Below are 18,449 nucleotides of genomic sequence, written 5' to 3'. Positions count from 1 at the left end.
CGAAATTGAGCGAAATACTAGGTTACCCGTGAGCTGCTGCTTGTTTGGTAGACATGCCTCTTTTGGCTTCGCGAAATTTCCTCTGAAAAAATCAGCAACCCCTGTATCCTGTTTCATAGTCCCATCAATTGGAAGCTTGCTTAACCTCCAGATGTATGTCACTCCCCTTCAGCTTATCAATATCCTATATGTCGACGATCGCCAATGGGTGAGAGAAGGACTCGATATTCCGATTAACGAGGAAGGCGCGCTCCATCGTTTTGCAAAAAAAGCTAAAGAATCTTATTGAAACGATTTCGGCATACAAAACGACTTTATAAGCAGGCTTGCAATATGCTGTCCATTTATGGTGAAAATGGGTCGCAAATTTGCAGCACAACAAGTTTATTGAATATAGAACAGTAAAAAAAGGAGCGGATTCAAGGTGATTAAATGGTTAAATGAAAACAAGTATGCGGCGGGTTTACTGCTTGTACTGAGGGTATACTTGGGTTGGAAATGGCTGAGCGGAGGCTGGGGAAAGCTAGGGGGGTTTGACGCAAGCGGATTTTTGAAGGGCGCTATCGGAAATCCCGTAGTGGATAAGGGCACTAATGAATTAGTTTATCCGACATACATCGCGTTTCTTGAGCATGTTGCACTGCCGAATATCAAAGTCATTAATATACTCATTCCTTTTGGCGAATTGTTGGTTGGGCTTGGACTTATCCTAGGCGCGCTTACAACAGCTGCAGCATTCTTTGGACTATTGATGAACTTCATGTTCATGTTCGCAGGCTCCGTATCGATTAACCCTTGGTTTATACTGATCGGAATGATCATATTCGTGGCAGGGGCGAACGCAGGAAAATTTGGCTGTGATTTCTTTGTACTTCCGTATCTGCGAACGCTGTTTCAGAAATTAAGAGGCCGTAACGATGATACAAATTTAGGGAATAAAGCATACCCTCAATAATTATCTTAAGCCGTGAGTGAACATTGTTCATTCTACGGCTTTTTTTTCTTTCCGTTGACCTCTGTTGAAGTATTAACTACCCACTTTGATGGAGGTTTCTTTCTAATGCTATTGTGGAAGAATCGTATCATTCCAGAAGATAAATTTTACTTTAGACCGGAGTTCGAGCATTGTCTCAATCGCGGTATAAAACTCCATGGGGTTATTCAGGCTTGGACTGCCGATTCGCCCTCTTGAAATAGATACCCGTTCACTTCTACTTTTTTGGTGTACATGATCCGTTTAGCTTCTCGAAATTTTCCTCTGAAAAAAAAGCCGCAGCCCCTGAATCCTGATTCATCTCCAATCCTCACATCATAAGGAAGCGTGTTATGCAGCCATAGTAAAGGGAGTTCCCCGACATACAAAATGGAAAAGAATACCCTAAACTAAAGGTGTGGCAAGGGCAAGCGAGCCTAACATCACAGCTATAGGGCGTCAATACCATTTTTATTGTGAAATAAATCACATACAGGCAGTTGAATAAAGCTTATAGTGAAAATAGATCATAAAAAAAGGAGCTGAACCTCATGGTGATCAGATGGCTAAGTGAAAATAAATATGCAGCAGCGTTAATGCTAATATTGCGCGTATACTTGGGCTGGCAATGGCTGAGCGCGGGCTGGCATAAGCTAGGCGGCTTCGATGCAAGCGGGTTTTTGAAGGGTGCAATTGGAAATCCTGTAGTGGATAAGGGCACCAATGAATTAGTTTATCCGACATTTACAGCCTTTCTCGAGCATTTTGCACTGCCGAATGCCAAAATCATTAATATACTCATTCCTTTTGGCGAATTTCTGGTAGGGCTTGGACTTATTCTAGGCGCGCTTACGACAGCTGCAGCATTCTTTGGAATATTGATGAATTTTATGTTCATGTTCGCAGGCACCGTATCGACTAACCCATGGCTTATGCTGATCGGGATGCTCGTATTCGTGGCTGGTGCGAACGCTGGAAAGTTCGGCTGCGATTTCTTTATCCTTCCGTATCTGCGTAAACAGTTTCAGAAATTCAGAGGCCGAAGCGGTAACACCAATCCAAGCAATAAGACATTCCCTCGATAGATAGGTAAGCCGTGAGTGAACATTGTTCATTCACGGCTTTTTGTATTGAAATCAAAGAAGGAATAGCTGAACGGGATGCGATTAAACGATTGTTTGATTGACAGCGAACGGTTAGTTTGTTATTTTTAATTAATATATTCTTATTGGTTTAGTTGGTATTAGGTGAGCGAGGGGTGTTTCCTATCAATATTGAAAATATCGAGGCGTTCGTCTACGTTATCCATTGCGGGAGCTTCAATAAGGCGGCTGATGCCTTATATTTGTCCCAGCCTTCCGTAACGGCCCGGATTAAATCGCTTGAGCAGGAGCTCGATTGCAAGCTGTTCGACCGGCAAGGCAAGCAGATTCAAATTACAGAGGATGGCAAACGTTTCTTGCCATACGCGCAGCAGCTGCTCCTTATTTATCAGAAGGGCAAGCACCATATCAATCAGAAGAAGTCGCTTCCGAATGAGTTCCGAATCGGCTGCACCGTATCGGTTTCCAATTATATTATTCCGGATCTGTTGCCGCGTTTAAAGCTGAAATTTCCCAATACGCATTATAAGCTGGTCACCGGCACAACGGATGAGATTATGAATAAAGTGCTGGGCAAAGAAGTAGATATTGGCTTTGTGCGCAACGTAACTCATCCGAGCCTGCAATCAACAAAATTTTACGAGGACCCGATCCGGCTGTATGCCTATGACGGGCATCCTTTTTTAACGACGGAAAACCTGACGATCGAAGCCATTGCGGAGCAGTCGCTCGTATTTTTTGAATGCGGCTCCTTAGACTGGCTTCGTATTCATCGCATCTTTGAACATCTAGAGTCACCGCCCAATATTCAATTCCATACCGATAATTCTGAAATGGCCAAAAAACTCGTTATTCAGAAGGCAGGTATCGGCTTTCTACCCGGCTTGTGCGCCCAGCAGGAAATACAAGAAGGCAAGCTGCATCCGATTCGCGTTCCCGAAACCGAGGGCATATCTTTGCAAACCAATCTGATTTCGCAGCATGGGGAGCATCTTGAATTTCTAGAAGCCATTACGGAAATCGGCAAGAAAATGGCGGAAGCAAGCTTGCGCTTATCGGCAATTTAATCGCTGTTATAGAAAAGCTCTATTATCAAAAAGACGGTTTGCCATGATACATTTGTAATGTCAGTAAAGCCGATTGGAATAATGCAATTAAGCCTATTCGTCCGCTGCTCTATCTGAAGCAGCGGGCTTTTTTATTGCGTAGGAGGAAATCGGATATATTAATTCACTTATAGAAGATCTCTATAAGGAATAGCATTGACGAAGTCCTCAATCAGATGGTAAAGTATGTTCAACGCTAATCCTTACTTAACAGGTAGGAATTATAAGGATTCAAAAACTAATTGATTTTGGGGGAGAACAAAATGAAGAAACTGTTTATTTTATCAATCGCACTTATCCTTACACTAACGCTTGCAGGCTGCGGCAGCAAAGAAAATAATGCCGGAGCTAATGCAGAACCAGTAAGCGGAGAAGCTTCCGAAAAAGTAACGAAGATCGTTGTAGGCACAGGAACGCAATTTCCTCAAGTTTGCTTTATTGACGAGAGCGGCAAATTGACTGGTTTTGACGTAGAGCTTGTAAGAGAAATCGACAAACGTCTTCCAACGTACGAGTTCGATATCCAGACACTTGAATTTACAAACCTGCTTCTTAGCTTGGAAACGAAAAAAATCGATCTGGTTGCTCACGAAATGGAGAAAAATCCAGAACGCGAACAGAAATACTTGTTCAGCTCAGAGCCATATGCGCACTGGAGAAACAAAATCGTAGTGGCGAAGGACAATAATTCCGTTCAAACGCTGGACGATCTTAAAGGCAAAAAAGTATTGACGACGGCAACGAGCGCGGCTTCGACAATTCTGGAGAACTATAACAAAGCAAACAACAACGCGATTGAAATCGTGTACCAAAACGGCGGCGCGAACGATGAAGTAGAGCAAGTAGCCTCAGGGCGCGTAGAAGCATTCCTTTCTGCTGACTTCACGCTCTCGCTCATCGATTCGAAGAAAGAACTAAAAACAACAGGCCCGGCACTGAGCGAAGCGGATATTTTGTTTATGTTCCGCAAAGATGATCCTGAACAGAAGAAGCTTGCTGATGCGGTCGATGAGGCAGTTAGAGAGCTGAAAGCAGACGGTACGCTAGCTAAACTAAGCTCAGAATGGCTCGGCAACGACTTTACTTCCAAAGAAAAATAAACGCGAGTGAAAGGTGAGAATGCTAGGGTGGGAGAACCATTTGATATCAGCTATGTGTTCGAGTATCTAGTAAAGCTGCTGCCTACTTTGAAAATCACTCTTCTAATTGTAGTGAGTTCTATCGTAATTGGTCTGGGCGTCGGATTTATCGTCGCCCTTCCCCAGCTTTACAAGATACCTGTTCTAAGACGGTTTTCGCAAGTATACCTTTCTTTTTTTAGAGGAACTCCCATATTGATTCAGCTTTTTTTGTTTTATTACGGCCTTCCTGAAATATTGAAGCAATTTAACTTGGATGTTGCTAAAGTGCCGGCATTGTATTTTGTCATTCTGGCATATGCTTTGCACATCGGAGCGTCTGCGGCAGAGATGATCCGAGCCAGCGTAAACGCAGTCGACCGCGGACAGGTTGAAGCAGCCTACGCGATTGGCATGACGGGATTTCAAGCATTCACTAGAATTGTACTTCCGCAAGCGCTCGCTATTTCGATTCCGGTACTCTCCAATCTGGTCATTGCCAATTTGAAGGATACTTCGCTCGCCTTCTCGCTTGGCATTATGGAGTTGACAGGCAAGTCGCAGACGCTCGCCATTATATCCAGACATTTTATTGAAACGTATATCTCACTTGCCATTATCTACTTTGTCATTAGCTTCGGACTTGAGAAGCTGTTCCATCTTCTAGAACGCAAATTGTTGAAGCACGAGCGCCGTTTGGCCTCGGATGACAAGGAGCTCAGCTTGAGAAAAAGGAAAACGAAGTGGCTGGAAATAAGGCAGGGCTTTAGCAGAGGGGGCAGGGAAAATGAAGCTTGATTTTGCATTCATATGGACGGCATTTCTTCAGCTGTTAACGGCGGTGCCTACAGCTTTGGCGATAACGGCCGTTTCCATTTTTTGCGGTCTCATCATTGGAACATCCATTGCGATCATAAGATTGTATAAGGTCCCTGTCCTTCATCCCATCGCTGCATCCTATGTAACGTTTATCCGAGGAACACCGATGTTAACCCATTTATTGCTCATCTACTTCGGATTGCCGATTATTGTTGACGGAATAGCTGAAGCGCTTGGCTTATCGTTTCGATCCATCTCTATTCCAATGATCGGGTTCGCTTATATTTCATTCTCAATTACAGCTGGCGCTTATTTGTCGGAAGTAGTGAGATCAGGCCTCCTTGCCGTTAATCGCGGACAGATCGAAGCGGCCTACTCCATTGGAATGACGACCTCACAGGCTATGCGAAGAATTATTTTGCCGCAAGCCTTCGCAGCAAGCTTGCCTAACTTATCGAATTCCGTTATCGGCATGCTGCATGGGACGACGCTGGCATTTACAGTATCGGTCGTGGATATAAATGCAAAAGCGCAAATCGTAGCCACGACGAATTGGAAGTTTTTTGAGGCTTACCTCGCAGCAGCCCTTATTTTCTGGGGATTAACCTTTATTATTGAGCGGCTGACCGCGTTAGCCGAGAAGCGCTTTAACCTTTACAACCGAGGCGGTGTTTCATGATTAAGCTGACACAAATTAGAAAGAGCTTTGGACGCAATGAGGTATTGAAGGGGATTGACCTTACCGTTGAGAAAGGCGAGGTCGTTGCAATACTTGGACCGAGCGGTTCCGGCAAAACGACGCTGCTTCGCTGCATCAACTACTTGGAGAGGCCAAATGACGGCCAAATCTCCATTGACGATTTTAACGTAAACTGCAAGCGTCCAGACAAAAAAGACATCCATACGCTGCGTCAGAAGACGGCTATGGTTTTTCAACAATATAATCTATTCAGGCATAAGACGGCTGTGGAAAATGTAATGGAAGGTCTCGTTATCGTGAAGAAGCTCTCGAAGGACGAGGCACGCAAAAAAAGCGTGGAGCTGCTCGAGAAGGTTGGGCTTGGCAACAAGCTGGATGCCTATCCGAGCGAGCTTTCCGGCGGACAGCAGCAGCGCGTTGGCATCGCTCGTGCGCTTGCGCTAAATCCGGAGGTCATCTTGTTCGACGAGCCAACCTCGGCGCTTGATCCGGAGCTCGTTGGCGAGGTGCTTGGCGTTATTCGCAAAATCGCGAAGGAAGGCATCACGATGATTATCGCCACGCATGAAATGGGCTTTGCGCAGGATGTTGCCAGCCATGTTGTATTTATGGATGGCGGCGTCATCGTCGAAGAGGGCAAGCCAAGCGAGATTTTCAATGATCCAAAGGAAGAGAGAACAAGGCAATTTTTGAAACGGATCACACCTGAAGGTGTCTATTCCATCTAACCAATAGAGGAGCGAATCAATATGTCACTGAAATTTGGCATTCTGGATCAAAGTATTATTTTCCCCGGGCAAACAGCGGCTGAAGCATTAGGGAATACCGTCAAGCTGGCGCAGTTGGCAGAAACGCTTGGGTTCGAGCGCTTCTGGGTATCGGAGCATCATGACTCACCAGGCATGGCCGGATCCTCGCCAGAGGTGCTTATTGCTTATTTGCTGGCTCAGACCACATCGATCCGAATCGGTTCAGGCGGCGTTATGCTCCAGCATTACAGTCCTTATAAAGTAGCAGAAAATTTCAACGTGCTGGCTTCTTTAGCGCCAGGCCGCGTTGAGCTTGGAATCGGCCGTGCACCAGGCGGACTTCCTCGTTCGACAAAGGCTCTGCAGAAGGGCGTATCAGAATCCGCAACCTTGGCGGAGAAGCTGACCGAGCTCGAGCAACTGCTTATAGGCAAGGCTGGTGAAGACCATCCGCTTGCAGGTCTCGAAGCAAGTCCGCTGCCGAAGCAGCCCGCTGACATCTATTTGCTCGGCACAAGCGTATCGAGTGCGGAGCTGGCTGCGGAGAAAGGGTATCCGTATGCGTTCGCTCTCTTCATTAACAATGATCCAGACACAGCTCGCAAAGCGCTTGATACGTACCGAAACAACTTTAATCGTTCGAATGGCGCAGAGCCGAAGACGATTCTTGCATTGTCTGTCATTGCTTCAGATTCGGAGGAGGAAGCAAACGCGTTAGCGGGACATTTCAAGAGCGTTAGAGTTACGCTCGCAAGCGGCAAGACGGTAAACGTCGGCTCGCTCGAGCAGGCGGAGGAATTCGCTAGACAAGCGGGTGAGGAATTTACGGCTGAAGAAAGAGATGCGGATATTACGAGAGGCACGAAGGAAACGGTTCGAAAGCGGCTGCTTGAAATTCAAGAGCAATACGGCGTGGATGAATTTGTCTTTACGACGATTATCCCTGATTTTGCCAAACGGATTCGTTCCTTTGAGCTGTTGAAGGAAGCATTCGAAGGGGAATTGGTATGAGCCGTTTCTCGGCGGAATCCATTGAGCAGCAGTTAGTTGCCATCAGGCGGCAGCTGCATGAGCATCCGGAGCTGTCACATGAGGAATACGAGACGACGGCTTCCATTCTCGGCTGGTTGACGGATGCAGGCATTCGAATTGTCGATTATGGGCTCAAAACTGGCGTAATCGCAGAGGTTGGGGGGCTGCAGGGCGGCCCAATTGTTGCGGTTCGGGCAGATATAGATGCACTTCCGATACAGGAGGAGACGGGACTCCCGTTCGCTTCCAAAATACCAGGCAAGATGCATGCCTGCGGCCATGATTTTCATACCGCTTCGATTCTCGGAACAGCTTTCTTGTTGAAGGAACGGGAGCAGGAGCTGCAGGGGACGGTACGTTTTCTGTTCCAGCCCGCCGAAGAGAAAGCAAAAGGCGCGGGGCAGCTTATTGCAAGCGGAGCGCTGAAAGGCGTGGATGCGGTGTTCGGCATGCACAACAAGCCGGATCTTCCTGTTGGCACGATTGGCATCAAGGGCGGTCCGATTATGGCGGCAGCCGATGGTTTTGCCGTTGAGGTTGAAGGACGAGGCAGCCATGCTGCAGTACCAGAGGCTGGCCTTGATCCGATCGTCACATCGGCTCATATTATTACGGCGCTGCAATCGATTGTAAGCCGGAACGTAAGCGCGCTGGACAGCGCGGTCGTCAGTGTAACAAGGCTGCATGCGGGAACCGCATGGAATATCATTTCCGACAAGGCGGTATTCGACGGCACGCTGCGAACGTTTGACGAGCATGTCCGCCAGACGGTTCGCGGACGCTTCGAGCAGGTTGTAAGTGGCGTTGCCGCAGCTTTCGCAACTAAGGCGCAAGTGAAGTGGATTGAAGGGCCGCCGGCTGTCGTGAACGATCAGAAATGGGCCGATCAAGCTGCTGCAACGGCAGAGGCAATTGGTTTAACTGTTGTGAGTCCGACGCCTTCTCCGGCAGGCGAGGACTTCGCCTTCTATTTGAAAGAAACGGAGGGACTGTTCGTGTTTCTCGGTACGGCCGGTCCGCAGGAATGGCATCATCCGGCATTTGATTTGGATGAGAAGGCATTGCCGATAGCGGCATCGTTTTTTGCCACACTAGCTTCTGACGCTTTGCGCAAGCTGGCGGCAGAGGGCTTGCCGGGAGGACGACAACATTCCGAAATCGTATGATGTAATCGTTGTAGGAGCAGGCTCGATGGGGTTGAGCGCCGGCTATGAGCTGGCATCGCGAGGAGCGAAGACGCTGCTCATCGACGCTTTTGATCCGCCGCATAACATGGGAAGCCATCATGGAGAGCCAAGGCTTATCAGACATGCTTACCATGGCGGCGATACGTATGTGAAGATGGCGCTTCGCGCTGATGAGCGATGGCTGGAGCTCGAGAAAGCAACCGGCCTTAAGCTGCTTGAGCGATCAGGCGTGCTGAACATGGCGGAAACGAGCTTTTACAATTACGAAGACAGGCTTGATGACGCTGCCGCGAATGGCGTTCATGTCGAACTGCTGCGCGCGGCCGAGATCAACCGCCGCTTTCCAGGCATTCAGCTCCCGGATTCCTTTCAAGGGATATATGAGCCAAATGCAGGCTACTTATATAGCGAGCAATGTGTCGCTGCTTACAAGCAGCAGGCAATCGCAGCTGGCGCGGAGCTGCTTGTGAACAGCTTCGTTACGAATATCGAGGCTAGACCATCCGGCGTAACCGTGCATACAGAAGAGGCAGCGTACTCTGCTCCGCAAATCATCGTTACCGTAGGCGCTTGGTTCAAAATGCTGTCGGCTCACGTTAATCTGCCGATTCGCGCGGTTCGCAAGGTGGTCGGCTGGTTCGAAACGAGCTCGCCCGCTTTTGACGCAGGCGTCTTCCCAGGCTTTACTTGGGGCGGCGCGGCTGGCGGCTATTATGGCTTTCCGAGCATCGGAGGCGCTGGCATTAAGATCGGCCGTCATGATACGGGAGTGGAATGGTCGCCCGGCGAGCCGCTAGCGCCGTTTGGCGCTTACCCGGAAGACGAGGAAGACCTTCGCCGCGCGCTTGATGCCTTTGTGCCGGGCGCAGCAGGCAAGCTGCTGCAAAGCGCAGTATGCAAATATGAGTTTACGCCCGACGAAGACTTCATTATCGATGCGCATCCCGAGCATGCCAATGTGCTGCTCGCCGGAGGCTTCTCCGGTCATGGCTTTAAATTCGCAAGCGTTGTTGGTGAGATTTTGGCGAATATATTGGAAAAGAAAGATACGGGCTTTGATCTTGGCATATTCGAGATTAGCCGTTTCACTAAGTAACATGTTGATCATTTTTGCTATTTATAAGGGGGAGCTTACATGAGCCAGTCAACTGTCGATGTTCAAGCATATTTACAGGCGTATGATCAAATTGAGGAAGAAATCAAGGGGTTGTCGGAGGAACAGCTGAAATGGAAGGCTGCGCCGGCATCATGGAGCGTAACAGAAGTGCTTACCCATCTTGTCGATCATAGCATTATCGTATCGTTTCGAATCCGCGAGATTTTGTCTGGCTCTGAAGCAAGACTTCCAGCCTTTAACCAAGATGCTTGGGTATCCGGCCAGAAGGCAAACGAGGGAGATGTACAGGAAATCCTTACTGCCGCTCGCGCATTTGTTCAATATAACAGCCTATTGTTTAATCGCTTGACAGAGGAAGAATGGAACAAGACCGGCATTAACTTTAAAGGCGAGCCGGTAACGATTGCTGCTATCGTGCCTGCTTTTGTTAAGCACATTCAAGGTCACTTAGCGCAAATTCGCCGGATCAAGCAGGGAGAGACAGATTTTCAGGGCTCTAGCTGCACCATTTAACCATACCATTTAAAGTTTGATCATTAAATTTGTGGAGAGCGGGTGGAGGAACATGTCAGCTAAAGCAGTAATCATTCGCTATGCCGAGCTGTCGGATCGCGATGCGACCCTTGCAGTGCTGCTCGATGCGTATGGTCAATATGAGCAAGTGCTGCCGGAGCCGCGCTGGATTGAATATAAGGAAAGCATTCTGGCATCCGTTGACAGCGCGGCTACAAAGGCTCGTTTGGTTGCGGAACTGGATGGCGAGGTTGTTGGAAGTGTATTCCTATTCGATTCCTCTGAAGAAGCATACGGACGTCCTGACCTTAATATCCAATCCCCGATTATACGCCTGCTCGCCGTATCGAAGAAAGCACGCGGCTATGGCGTTGCGACGGATTTAATACGCGCCAGCGCTCAGCTTGCACGGGATTCAGGCGCAGAGACGCTGCATCTCCATACTTCCGATATGATGGATTCAGCCGTAAGGCTGTATGAGCGGCTGGGCTTTGAGAGAGCGTACGACAAAGATATTATGAACGGGGAAACGCTTGTCAAGAGCTACTGGCTTCCATTAAAGGAAGCAGCTTTATTGCAAACCTAATAGAAGCAAATTACACATCGTTGAGATGATAACTACGGACTAACTCAAATATACTTACAATTGATTGAGGAGGCTGTTTAAAATGGCGAATCGCAAGCAAATTAAGTTTGGCGCGTTGATTCATGGTGTAGGAGGCAACGTGTCGGCATGGCGGCATCCAGAGGTTCCGGCTGATGCGAGCGTAAACTTTCAATTTTATAAGCAGCAAGCACAAACGGCTGAAGCGGGCAAGTTCGACCTCGTCTTTATCGCTGACGGTCTGTACATTAACGAGAAATCAATCCCTCATTTCTTAAATCGCTTTGAGCCGATTACGATATTGTCCGCACTTGCGGCAGCCACTTCGAAAATCGGACTTGTCGGCACGCTTTCAAGCTCATACAGTGAGCCATTTACGGTAGCTAGACAGTTTGGCTCGCTAGACCATATTAGCGGCGGCCGTGCAGGCTGGAATGTGGTAACTTCACCGCTTGAGGGCTCTGCGAGCAACTTTAGCAAAACCGATCACCCGACGCATGACGAGCGTTACAAAATTGCAGAAGAGTACTTGGAAGTGACGCGAGGCCTATGGGATTCATGGGAAGACGATGCTTTCGTAAGAGATAAAGAGTCCGGCGTATTCTTCGATCCGACTAAGCTTCACCGTTTGGATCATAAGGGAGAGTATTTCTCCGTTCAAGGACCGCTTAATATTGCCCGCTCGAAGCAAGGGCATCCGGTTATTTTCCAAGCTGGCTCCTCTGAGAGCGGCAAGAAGCTGGCAGGCAAGGCTGCGGATGCTGTATTCACGGGCCACGAGAGCATTGAGGAGGCAATAGCCTTCTATAAGGATGTAAAAGACCGCACGGTAGCTGAGGGCCGTTCGGTGGATGATATCGTCATTCTTCCAGGAATCAGTCCTATTATTGGACGCACGGAGGAAGAGGCTGAGCGCAAGTACCAAGAGCTGGCTGGACTGGTGACGATCGAGAACGCATTGAACTATTTGGGACGCTTCTTCGAGCATCATGATTTCTCTCAATATCCGCTTGATGAACAGTTCCCTGACCTTGGCGATCTAGGTCAAAACAGCTTCCGCAGCGGCACGGACAAAATCAAGAAAGCAGCGAAGGAGCAAAATCTGACGCTACGTCAGGTTGCGCTGCAATCGGCTACGCCGCGCGGCCTGTTCGTCGGTACGGCGGAGAAGGTTGCCGATCTCATTCAGCAGTGGCATGAGGAATACGCAGCTGACGGATTCATTATTCATTCCTCCATTCCGAGCGGTTTGAAAGATTTTGTTGAACTCGTTGTGCCGATACTTCAAGAGCGCGGCATTTATCGTACGGAATACGAATCCGATACCCTTCGCGGCAACTTAGGCTTGCAGGTACCGGTTAATCGCTATACCAAAGAGAAAGTGAACAGCTAACGAGATGAATACGGCTCCGATTTTTACGCTGCTGGAGGAACGGGAGCAGGAATGGATATCGCTGAGACGGGATTTCCATCGCCAGCCCGAGCTGATGTATGACGTAGATCGGACCTCGGAGCGAATTGCCGAGCTGCTGGAGAGCTATGGCCTTGAGGTTCAGCGGGGTGTCGGGAACCATTTTGGAAAAGGCGTCATTGGCTTGCTGCGCGGCGGCAAGCCTGGGAAGACGATTCTGCTGCGAGCCGATATGGACGCGCTGCCGATTCATGAGCGAAATGACGTCGACTACCGGTCAACTATCGATGGAGCCATGCACGCCTGTGGGCATGATGCACATATGACGATGCTGCTTGCAGCAGCCTTTGGCTTAAGCAGGTTCCGGGAGCAGCTGGCAGGAGCAGTAAGGTTCGTGTTCCAGCCTGCGGAAGAAGGAGCTGCTGTAAGTCCGCTTGACGGCAGGTTGCTGAGCGGCGGGCGCGATTTGGTCGAGAGCGGGGCGGCGGACGAGGTATCCGCCGCTTTTGCTTTCCACGTATGGCCGGAGCTGCCTGCTCTGCAAGTCGCTGTTCACCGCAAATATGCGATGGCGGCATCCTCGCATTTCCGAGTTTCATTCCGAGGACGATCAGGCCATCACGGCGCTCAGCATTTAGCGGCTGACGCGCTTCTGATGGCCGCGCATTTTGTAACCGAATCGCGTGCTGCAGTAGCTAGCGCCGTAGACCCTCACGAGCCGGTAGCCTTCGCTTTTGGCAGGCTCCAAGCAGGGACGGTCATTAACGCCATTGCAGAGTCAGGCGAGGTAGAAGGTACGTATCGCGCCTTCGAGCAGCACACGGTAGATCGCATTCGCAGCCTGATCGAACGATGTGCAGCCGCATGTGCGGATCGGTTTGGCGGCGAATATGAGACCCAGTTCCGCATGGGAAAGGCGCTGCTTAATGATGCTTCCGCTGTAGAGCTGGTGCAGCGAGCAGGCGAGAAAGTGTTTGGCCATGGAAAGTCTAGCGTGCTAGACAAGCCAAGCCTTGCCGGTGAGGACTTCAGCTATTATTTGGACAAGGCTCCGGGTGCGATGGTTCTAATCGGCATCGGCAATAAGGATAAAGGAATCATCAATCCTCTGCATCATCCGCAATTCGATCTGGATGAGCGCGCGCTCGTACTGGGAGCCAAGCTGCATGTGCAGCTTGTGGCAGATGCGCAATTACTCGCTTAGGGCGTAAGCAGCTTAACAGCAGTATTAGAGAAAGAGCTGTTTGGTTAAACTGGTGTTGTACGTTCCATTAATGGAGGTAGCAGCACGATGAAAATAGAGCTTGGCCCTTGCCTGCTCGAGCAGCGCTTGGCCGAACGCAGCATGTCGAAGGAAAAGCTTGCGGCAGAGCTGCGGATTAGACCCGAACGGATAGTCGATTATATCGACAATAAACGAATGATGCCGCTCAAAGCCGCGATCGCAATAGCAGACATTGTTGAATGCAATGTGCGCGATCTCTATGAGCTGCGGCGATTGACGTGAAGAAGGAGTCCCTGCAGCGTAAAAACTGTCGGGGCTCCTTTCTTGTGGGTTAGTCTGGCAGCGTTATATGATGGAGCAAAGGAGTAGGGCAAATGAAGCTTGTAGAGGCGGAAATCGAGAAGGGAGATTTGGCGACACATATTTCTATGAATATAGGCAATGCTTGAAAAACCTCCGACCCAGGGCTTAGCCTACGGACGGAGGTTTTGTCTATCGAACGGAGCTGCGGTTATTGCTTATGAATCTTGCTTGGCTTTGGCGTTGTCGTCTTCTTGGCTCAGCTCTTCAAGCGACTTCACTTTGCCATGCGGATGCTGCGTATGCTTACGCTGGTTCCATGCATTTTCACGGCGGCCTTTGGATGATGTCATAGCAATTCCCCCTCCTTTCCTCCTGTAGGGTGGCATAATATGGCCGATCTCATACGGAGGATTAAATCGACATTAAGGAGCAAAGCGTGACGGCAATCAATCTGCAGGCTGCGGGCTAAACGCCGGAATAAGCTAAAAATCCGCCATCAACGGGTATGGTCGCACCAGTAACAAAGCCGGCAGTCGTCTCGTCAGCGAGCCATAATAAAGCGCCTAGCAGATCTTCCGGCTTGCCAAAGCGCCTCATCGGCGTATGCGAGATGATTTTGCCCGACCGATCCGTTAAGGAGCCGTCATCGTGCAGCAGCAGCTTGCGGTTCTGCTCCGTTAAGAAAAAGCCGGGGGCTATCGCGTTAACCCTAATCCCAGGCTCCGCTAGGTGTACCGCCAGCCACTGGGTGAAGTTGACGATGGCAGCTTTGGCGGCGCTATAGGCAGGAACTCTCGTCATCGGCGACGGCGCGCTCATCGACGAAATATTGATAATGGTTGCACCTTGCCGCCCCAGCATTTGCTCAGCAAAAATTTGCGTTGGTATAAGCGTGCCGACAAAGTTGAGATCCATGACGCTGCGGAAGCCCTCTACGCTCAAGTTGAATAACGTCGTCATGTTCTCCGCATTCAGATGCTCCGGCTTGAACGTTTCGTTTGTTGTATTCGCGCTCGGATGGTTCCCGCCAGCGCCATTGATCAAAATATCGCATGGGCCTAGCTGCTCAAGCACCGAAGCGCCGGCTGCTCTTGTACTTTCCGGACTTGTCACGTCGCAAGGGGCGGCAATCGCGATACCGCCTGCAGCTTTAATTTCTTCGGCTGCTGCTGCGCCCTTCTCCGTGGTACGATTGAGTATCGCAATTTTCGCTCCCTGACGCGCAAGCTCAAGCGCCATGACACGGCACAGCACGCCTGCACCGCCAGTAATGACCACTACTTTACCGCTGAGAGATTCATGCTTGGGAAGCTTACTCATGCCGATGCCACCTGCTCTCCAGTAGAAGCAGCGGCAAGCTGATAAGCATCCCAAAGTCCCCACAAATACATGATGCCGAGCGCGCGGTCATATAAGCCATATCCATGTCTGCACTGCTCATCCCAAATATGGCGGCCGTGATCGGGTCTTACGTAGCCGGTAAATCCAATTTCATGATACGCGCGCACGATTCCAGCGATATCGACTGTGCCGTCCTGCGTGCGGTGGGAGGTCTCGATGAAATCTCCGTTGTCGTAAACGCGAACGTTGCGGATATGCGCAAACGGAATGCGGTCCGCAAACTCATGGATCATCGCAATAATATCAATGCTCGGATTAGCGCCAAGCGAGCCGCTGCACAGCGTAATGCCGTTATAAGGGCTGTCATGAAGCTTCAAAAACGTTCGGAAGTTTTCCTGACAGGTCATAATGCGCGGCAGCCCGAACACCGGCCATGGCGGATCATCCGGGTGGATGGCCATTCGAATGCCGCAGCGGGCTGCGACCGGTATAATTTCATTCAGAAAATAACGGAGATTTTCCCACAAATGAGCCTCCGTCACGCCTTGGTACGCCTCAAACAGCTGAGTCAAATGCAGAAGCCGCTCCGGCTCCCAGCCAGGCATCGTCAATGCAGAGTTGGCATTGATTTCTTCAACTAATTGGAACGGGTCGGCACCTGCAATCCGGTTATTTTCATAAAATAATGCGGTAGCTCCGCTATCCATCCTCTTGTGCAGGTCGGTGCGCAGCCAGTCGAAAATCGGCATGAAGTTGTAGCAGATCACTTTGACGCCAACGCTGCCCAGCTTCTCGATTGTTTTCTTATAATTGTCTATGTATAGATCGCGGGTGGGGAGACCCAGCTTAATATCCTCATGTACGTTAACGCTCTCAACTACGTCAATATGCAGGCCAGCTTGATCTGCTTGCCGCTTAACCTCCAAAATCCGCTCCATCGGCCATTCCTCGCCTGCCGCCATATCGTGAAGCGACCAGACGATGCCTTCTGTGCCTGGAATTTGCTTAATATAGCTAAGCGGGACCGTATCGTTTCCTTCGCCAAACCATCTGAACGTCATCTGCATGCCAATCGATCCTCCTATTGTCATTTATAATAATTAGGGTATTTCTCCTTCAGCAAAGCTTGATCGGCAATATTCAAAGAAAGATGCTCCTTCATCACGCGCTCGGCGGTCTTGCCGTCCTGTGCCTTTATCGCGTCAGCCATGGAGCGATGCTGCTCATAGAGATGCGCATAGCTGTGGTCATCGACCAGCCTCAGCATGCGGCTGCGATTCAAGTGGGCATTCATCTGCTGCATAATCGACCAAGTATGGCTCTTGCTGGTGCCATCGAACAAAATACGGTGGAAAGCATCATCAAGCTCCAGCATGCTTTTATCGTCCTCGAGTCGTACACATTCCTCTTGGCGGCGAAGGTTCTCTTCGAGCAGCAGAAGGAATGGTTCCGGAAAATGGTCGCAAGCGAGCAGAATAACGGCCTTCTCCAGCTGCTCCCGCATAAATCTCGCTTCTTCAACAAGCATCGTATCGATTAAGGAAACGAAAGTGCCGCGCTGCGGAAGCACTTGGACTAGCCCCTCTTGCGCAAGGCGGAGAAAGCTTTCCCTAACAGGCGTGCGGCTGACCTTGAACAAGAGAGCGGTTTCATTTTCTGATAAAGATGTTCCGGGCGGAAGCTCAAGCTTCAATATTTGTTCCTTTAGCTGCGTATAGACCACATCTCTAGTGGAGAAAGGCATCGGACGCATTTGATAATCCATAGGCTCATCCCTTTCGGTTTCACACTACCATACTACCATACAAGTTAGCGGGTGTGAAGGTGAAAAACGCCAAAAGGGCTGCCCCAGAAAGTAGGTGATCTACTTTCTAAAGGACAGCCCTTGCTTATTATGATCGTCGTTATTTAGCGCTAATCGGCATTGCTCCAAGTTGTTTCATTACCGCTAACAGGACAAGCAGGGAATTTTTCTCCCTTTTGCAGCTTATCTTTCTTGCCTGATTGTGAAATGTAGTTGCCATCATGCTTAACAATTTCTCCCGTTCGATAAGAAGTATTCGTACTACTCATAGTAACTAGCACCTCCAGTTATTTTTATGACAGATGATATCGGATGATAGGGGTTATCTGCCTATTCATATTTACCCAATCGGACACGATTTGAATCATTTTTTTGAATAAAAAGCGATCTAATTCAATGCGGGGTAGGCATTTCGGTTTTTCCCTCGGTTCTCGTTTTCTCACGCTCCAAGAGTGTTTTTAAATAAGTAGACATGACCCTGGAAAGCTGATCGGATACCTCCACAAGACTCATATGCGCCACATCCTCAAACGTTGTTTCAAGGATATGAGGATATTTGTAGGTCGTTTCAGGCTGTTCCAGACTCGTAACCGTGAAGGTGTCATCAGGCTTAATGACGGCATCCTCTGCACCGGCTACAAGCAGGACAGGATATTTAGCCTTGGCGAGCACATGGCTGCGGTCAGGACGCTGCATCATGCCCAAAAGCGTGGAGATCAAAGCATGTTCTTGCATTTGTTGACCGACTCCGATCAGCTCATTGACCTCATTGCGCATTTCCCCGAGCTTCGCATCGGTAAACAATTCGGGGATAATGCTGTAAAGGTATTTGCTTATGCCTTTTTCGCGTATGGCTTCAATATCTGCAGCTCGTTTTTCCTTAATCGCCTCAGTATCCGGCAGCACAGTCGAATGAATGAGCCCGAAGCCAGCCAGCTTCTCTGGATATTTATCCGCGAATGCAGCCGTTACATAGCCGCCCAAGGAATGGCCGAACATGACGACCTTCTCGATTCGCAGTGCCTGGAGGAGGGCTGAGATATCCTCTGCCATCGCTTCCATTGTATAGGTCCCCTCAGGTGACGAGGACTCGCCGTGACCGCGGAGATCCGGGATGATGACACGATACTGATCGCTCAGCATCGGACAAATTTTTTGCCAGTATTGGGATGAGCCGCAAAAGCCGTGGAGCAATACGATTACGTTTCCATTACTACTTCCACATTCTTCATAGACTAAATCGATGCCATTAACGTGTATACGCTGTTTTTCCATCGATCTCACCAGCCTTTTCTATTATCGATTTGATTTATTTGGTGAAGTCTCTTAACCTCAACAACCGCT

General features: G+C 49.3%; 21 protein-coding genes. 15 read left to right on the top strand and 6 right to left on the bottom strand.

The window, feature by feature from the left end:
- Positions 1–424 precede the first annotated feature (424 nt).
- From AC1TPC_RS02215 to AC1TPC_RS02145, 15 genes are all read left to right on the top strand, one after another.
- On the top strand, positions 425–955 hold the full coding sequence (locus AC1TPC_RS02215) for a DoxX family membrane protein (RefSeq protein WP_482065235.1): 531 nt from the start codon (positions 425–427) through the stop codon (positions 953–955).
- A 569-nt stretch (positions 956–1,524) separates the two neighbouring features.
- Positions 1,525–2,058: a DoxX family protein gene (locus tag AC1TPC_RS02210; RefSeq protein ID WP_482065234.1), complete on the top strand. Its 534-nt coding sequence runs from the start codon at positions 1,525–1,527 to the stop codon at positions 2,056–2,058.
- Positions 2,059–2,240: 182 nt separating this feature from the next.
- Positions 2,241–3,143, top strand: a complete 903-nt coding sequence (locus AC1TPC_RS02205) for a LysR family transcriptional regulator (protein WP_482065326.1) — start codon at positions 2,241–2,243, stop codon at positions 3,141–3,143.
- Between the two features lie 302 nt (positions 3,144–3,445).
- Positions 3,446–4,282, top strand: a complete 837-nt coding sequence (locus tag AC1TPC_RS02200) for a transporter substrate-binding domain-containing protein (protein ID WP_482065233.1) — start codon at positions 3,446–3,448, stop codon at positions 4,280–4,282.
- A gap of 27 nt (positions 4,283–4,309) precedes the next feature.
- Positions 4,310–5,098 (top strand): amino acid ABC transporter permease, encoded by a 789-nt coding sequence (locus tag AC1TPC_RS02195; protein WP_482065232.1) that lies wholly within the window; start codon positions 4,310–4,312, stop codon positions 5,096–5,098.
- A complete protein-coding gene (locus AC1TPC_RS02190; RefSeq protein WP_482065231.1) occupies positions 5,088–5,798 on the top strand; it encodes an amino acid ABC transporter permease in 711 nt (236 codons plus the stop codon). The genes AC1TPC_RS02195 and AC1TPC_RS02190 overlap by 11 nt, the downstream gene beginning before the upstream one ends.
- The gene (locus tag AC1TPC_RS02185; protein WP_482065230.1) at positions 5,795–6,547 is read left to right on the top strand and encodes an amino acid ABC transporter ATP-binding protein; all 753 of its coding nucleotides are present in this window, start codon (positions 5,795–5,797) and stop codon (positions 6,545–6,547) included. The genes AC1TPC_RS02190 and AC1TPC_RS02185 overlap by 4 nt, the downstream gene beginning before the upstream one ends.
- Positions 6,548–6,568: 21 nt before the next feature.
- Positions 6,569–7,579: an LLM class flavin-dependent oxidoreductase gene (locus AC1TPC_RS02180; protein WP_482065229.1), complete on the top strand. Its 1,011-nt coding sequence runs from the start codon at positions 6,569–6,571 to the stop codon at positions 7,577–7,579.
- Positions 7,576–8,766 carry an amidohydrolase gene (locus AC1TPC_RS02175; protein WP_482065228.1) on the top strand — a complete coding sequence of 397 codons (1,191 nt, stop codon included), beginning with the start codon at positions 7,576–7,578 and terminating at the stop codon, positions 8,764–8,766. The genes AC1TPC_RS02180 and AC1TPC_RS02175 overlap by 4 nt, the downstream gene beginning before the upstream one ends.
- Positions 8,750–9,883 (top strand): N-methyl-L-tryptophan oxidase, encoded by a 1,134-nt coding sequence (gene solA / locus AC1TPC_RS02170; protein WP_482065325.1) that lies wholly within the window; start codon positions 8,750–8,752, stop codon positions 9,881–9,883. The genes AC1TPC_RS02175 and solA overlap by 17 nt, the downstream gene beginning before the upstream one ends.
- Positions 9,884–9,922: 39 nt before the next feature.
- Positions 9,923–10,417: a DinB family protein gene (locus tag AC1TPC_RS02165; RefSeq protein WP_482065227.1), complete on the top strand. Its 495-nt coding sequence runs from the start codon at positions 9,923–9,925 to the stop codon at positions 10,415–10,417.
- Between the two features lie 52 nt (positions 10,418–10,469).
- A complete protein-coding gene (locus AC1TPC_RS02160) occupies positions 10,470–11,003 on the top strand; it encodes a GNAT family N-acetyltransferase (protein ID WP_482065226.1) in 534 nt (177 codons plus the stop codon).
- An 82-nt stretch (positions 11,004–11,085) separates the two neighbouring features.
- Positions 11,086–12,414, top strand: a complete 1,329-nt coding sequence (locus AC1TPC_RS02155; protein WP_482065225.1) for an LLM class flavin-dependent oxidoreductase — start codon at positions 11,086–11,088, stop codon at positions 12,412–12,414.
- A 4-nt stretch (positions 12,415–12,418) separates the two neighbouring features.
- On the top strand, positions 12,419–13,636 hold the full coding sequence (locus AC1TPC_RS02150; RefSeq protein WP_482065224.1) for a M20 metallopeptidase family protein: 1,218 nt from the start codon (positions 12,419–12,421) through the stop codon (positions 13,634–13,636).
- Between the two features lie 87 nt (positions 13,637–13,723).
- On the top strand, positions 13,724–13,939 hold the full coding sequence (locus AC1TPC_RS02145; RefSeq protein ID WP_482065223.1) for a helix-turn-helix domain-containing protein: 216 nt from the start codon (positions 13,724–13,726) through the stop codon (positions 13,937–13,939).
- Between the two features lie 236 nt (positions 13,940–14,175).
- Here the strand turns inward: AC1TPC_RS02145 and AC1TPC_RS02140 are convergent, their stop codons facing one another.
- The 6 genes from AC1TPC_RS02140 to AC1TPC_RS02115 form a co-directional block, all read right to left on the bottom strand.
- Positions 14,176–14,310 carry a DUF6254 family protein gene (locus tag AC1TPC_RS02140; RefSeq protein ID WP_223285630.1) on the bottom strand — a complete coding sequence of 45 codons (135 nt, stop codon included), beginning with the start codon at positions 14,308–14,310 and terminating at the stop codon, positions 14,176–14,178.
- A gap of 115 nt (positions 14,311–14,425) precedes the next feature.
- On the bottom strand, positions 14,426–15,280 hold the full coding sequence (locus AC1TPC_RS02135) for an SDR family oxidoreductase (protein ID WP_482065222.1): 855 nt from the start codon (positions 15,278–15,280) through the stop codon (positions 14,426–14,428).
- The gene (gene uxuA, locus AC1TPC_RS02130) at positions 15,277–16,368 is read right to left on the bottom strand and encodes a mannonate dehydratase (RefSeq protein WP_482065221.1); all 1,092 of its coding nucleotides are present in this window, start codon (positions 16,366–16,368) and stop codon (positions 15,277–15,279) included. Before uxuA ends, AC1TPC_RS02135 begins: the two co-directional genes overlap by 4 nt.
- Positions 16,369–16,388: 20 nt before the next feature.
- Positions 16,389–17,066: a GntR family transcriptional regulator gene (locus tag AC1TPC_RS02125; protein WP_482065220.1), complete on the bottom strand. Its 678-nt coding sequence runs from the start codon at positions 17,064–17,066 to the stop codon at positions 16,389–16,391.
- 149 nt (positions 17,067–17,215) lie between these two features.
- Positions 17,216–17,374 (bottom strand): hypothetical protein, encoded by a 159-nt coding sequence (locus AC1TPC_RS02120; protein ID WP_482065219.1) that lies wholly within the window; start codon positions 17,372–17,374, stop codon positions 17,216–17,218.
- Positions 17,375–17,498: 124 nt separating this feature from the next.
- On the bottom strand, positions 17,499–18,380 hold the full coding sequence (locus AC1TPC_RS02115; protein ID WP_482065218.1) for an alpha/beta fold hydrolase: 882 nt from the start codon (positions 18,378–18,380) through the stop codon (positions 17,499–17,501).
- Positions 18,381–18,449: the final 69 nt, after the last annotated feature.

Source organism: Paenibacillus sp. Y280, assembly GCF_056786335.1.
The sequence above is the reverse complement of the archived record's forward strand: the minus strand, read 5'-3'. Positions and strand labels throughout refer to the sequence as shown.

Excerpts from the sequence above, each read along its gene's own strand:
- AC1TPC_RS02210 (WP_482065234.1), top strand. The coding sequence starts at position 1,525 with ATGGTGATCAGATGGCTAAGTGAAAATAAATATGCAGCAGCGTTAATG.
- AC1TPC_RS02200 (WP_482065233.1), top strand. The coding sequence starts at position 3,446 with ATGAAGAAACTGTTTATTTTATCAATCGCACTTATCCTTACACTAACG.
- AC1TPC_RS02190 (WP_482065231.1), top strand. The coding sequence starts at position 5,088 with ATGAAGCTTGATTTTGCATTCATATGGACGGCATTTCTTCAGCTGTTA.
- AC1TPC_RS02185 (WP_482065230.1), top strand. The coding sequence starts at position 5,795 with ATGATTAAGCTGACACAAATTAGAAAGAGCTTTGGACGCAATGAGGTA.
- AC1TPC_RS02180 (WP_482065229.1), top strand. The coding sequence starts at position 6,569 with ATGTCACTGAAATTTGGCATTCTGGATCAAAGTATTATTTTCCCCGGG.
- AC1TPC_RS02175 (WP_482065228.1), top strand. The coding sequence starts at position 7,576 with ATGAGCCGTTTCTCGGCGGAATCCATTGAGCAGCAGTTAGTTGCCATC.
- AC1TPC_RS02165 (WP_482065227.1), top strand. The coding sequence starts at position 9,923 with ATGAGCCAGTCAACTGTCGATGTTCAAGCATATTTACAGGCGTATGAT.
- AC1TPC_RS02160 (WP_482065226.1), top strand. The coding sequence starts at position 10,470 with ATGTCAGCTAAAGCAGTAATCATTCGCTATGCCGAGCTGTCGGATCGC.
- AC1TPC_RS02155 (WP_482065225.1), top strand. The coding sequence starts at position 11,086 with ATGGCGAATCGCAAGCAAATTAAGTTTGGCGCGTTGATTCATGGTGTA.
- AC1TPC_RS02150 (WP_482065224.1), top strand. The coding sequence starts at position 12,419 with ATGAATACGGCTCCGATTTTTACGCTGCTGGAGGAACGGGAGCAGGAA.
- AC1TPC_RS02145 (WP_482065223.1), top strand. The coding sequence starts at position 13,724 with ATGAAAATAGAGCTTGGCCCTTGCCTGCTCGAGCAGCGCTTGGCCGAA.
- AC1TPC_RS02140 (WP_223285630.1), bottom strand. The coding sequence starts at position 14,310 with ATGACATCATCCAAAGGCCGCCGTGAAAATGCATGGAACCAGCGTAAG.
- AC1TPC_RS02135 (WP_482065222.1), bottom strand. The coding sequence starts at position 15,280 with ATGAGTAAGCTTCCCAAGCATGAATCTCTCAGCGGTAAAGTAGTGGTC.
- uxuA (WP_482065221.1), bottom strand. The coding sequence starts at position 16,368 with ATGCAGATGACGTTCAGATGGTTTGGCGAAGGAAACGATACGGTCCCG.
- AC1TPC_RS02125 (WP_482065220.1), bottom strand. The coding sequence starts at position 17,066 with ATGGATTATCAAATGCGTCCGATGCCTTTCTCCACTAGAGATGTGGTC.
- AC1TPC_RS02120 (WP_482065219.1), bottom strand. The coding sequence starts at position 17,374 with ATGAGTAGTACGAATACTTCTTATCGAACGGGAGAAATTGTTAAGCAT.
- AC1TPC_RS02115 (WP_482065218.1), bottom strand. The coding sequence starts at position 18,380 with ATGGAAAAACAGCGTATACACGTTAATGGCATCGATTTAGTCTATGAA.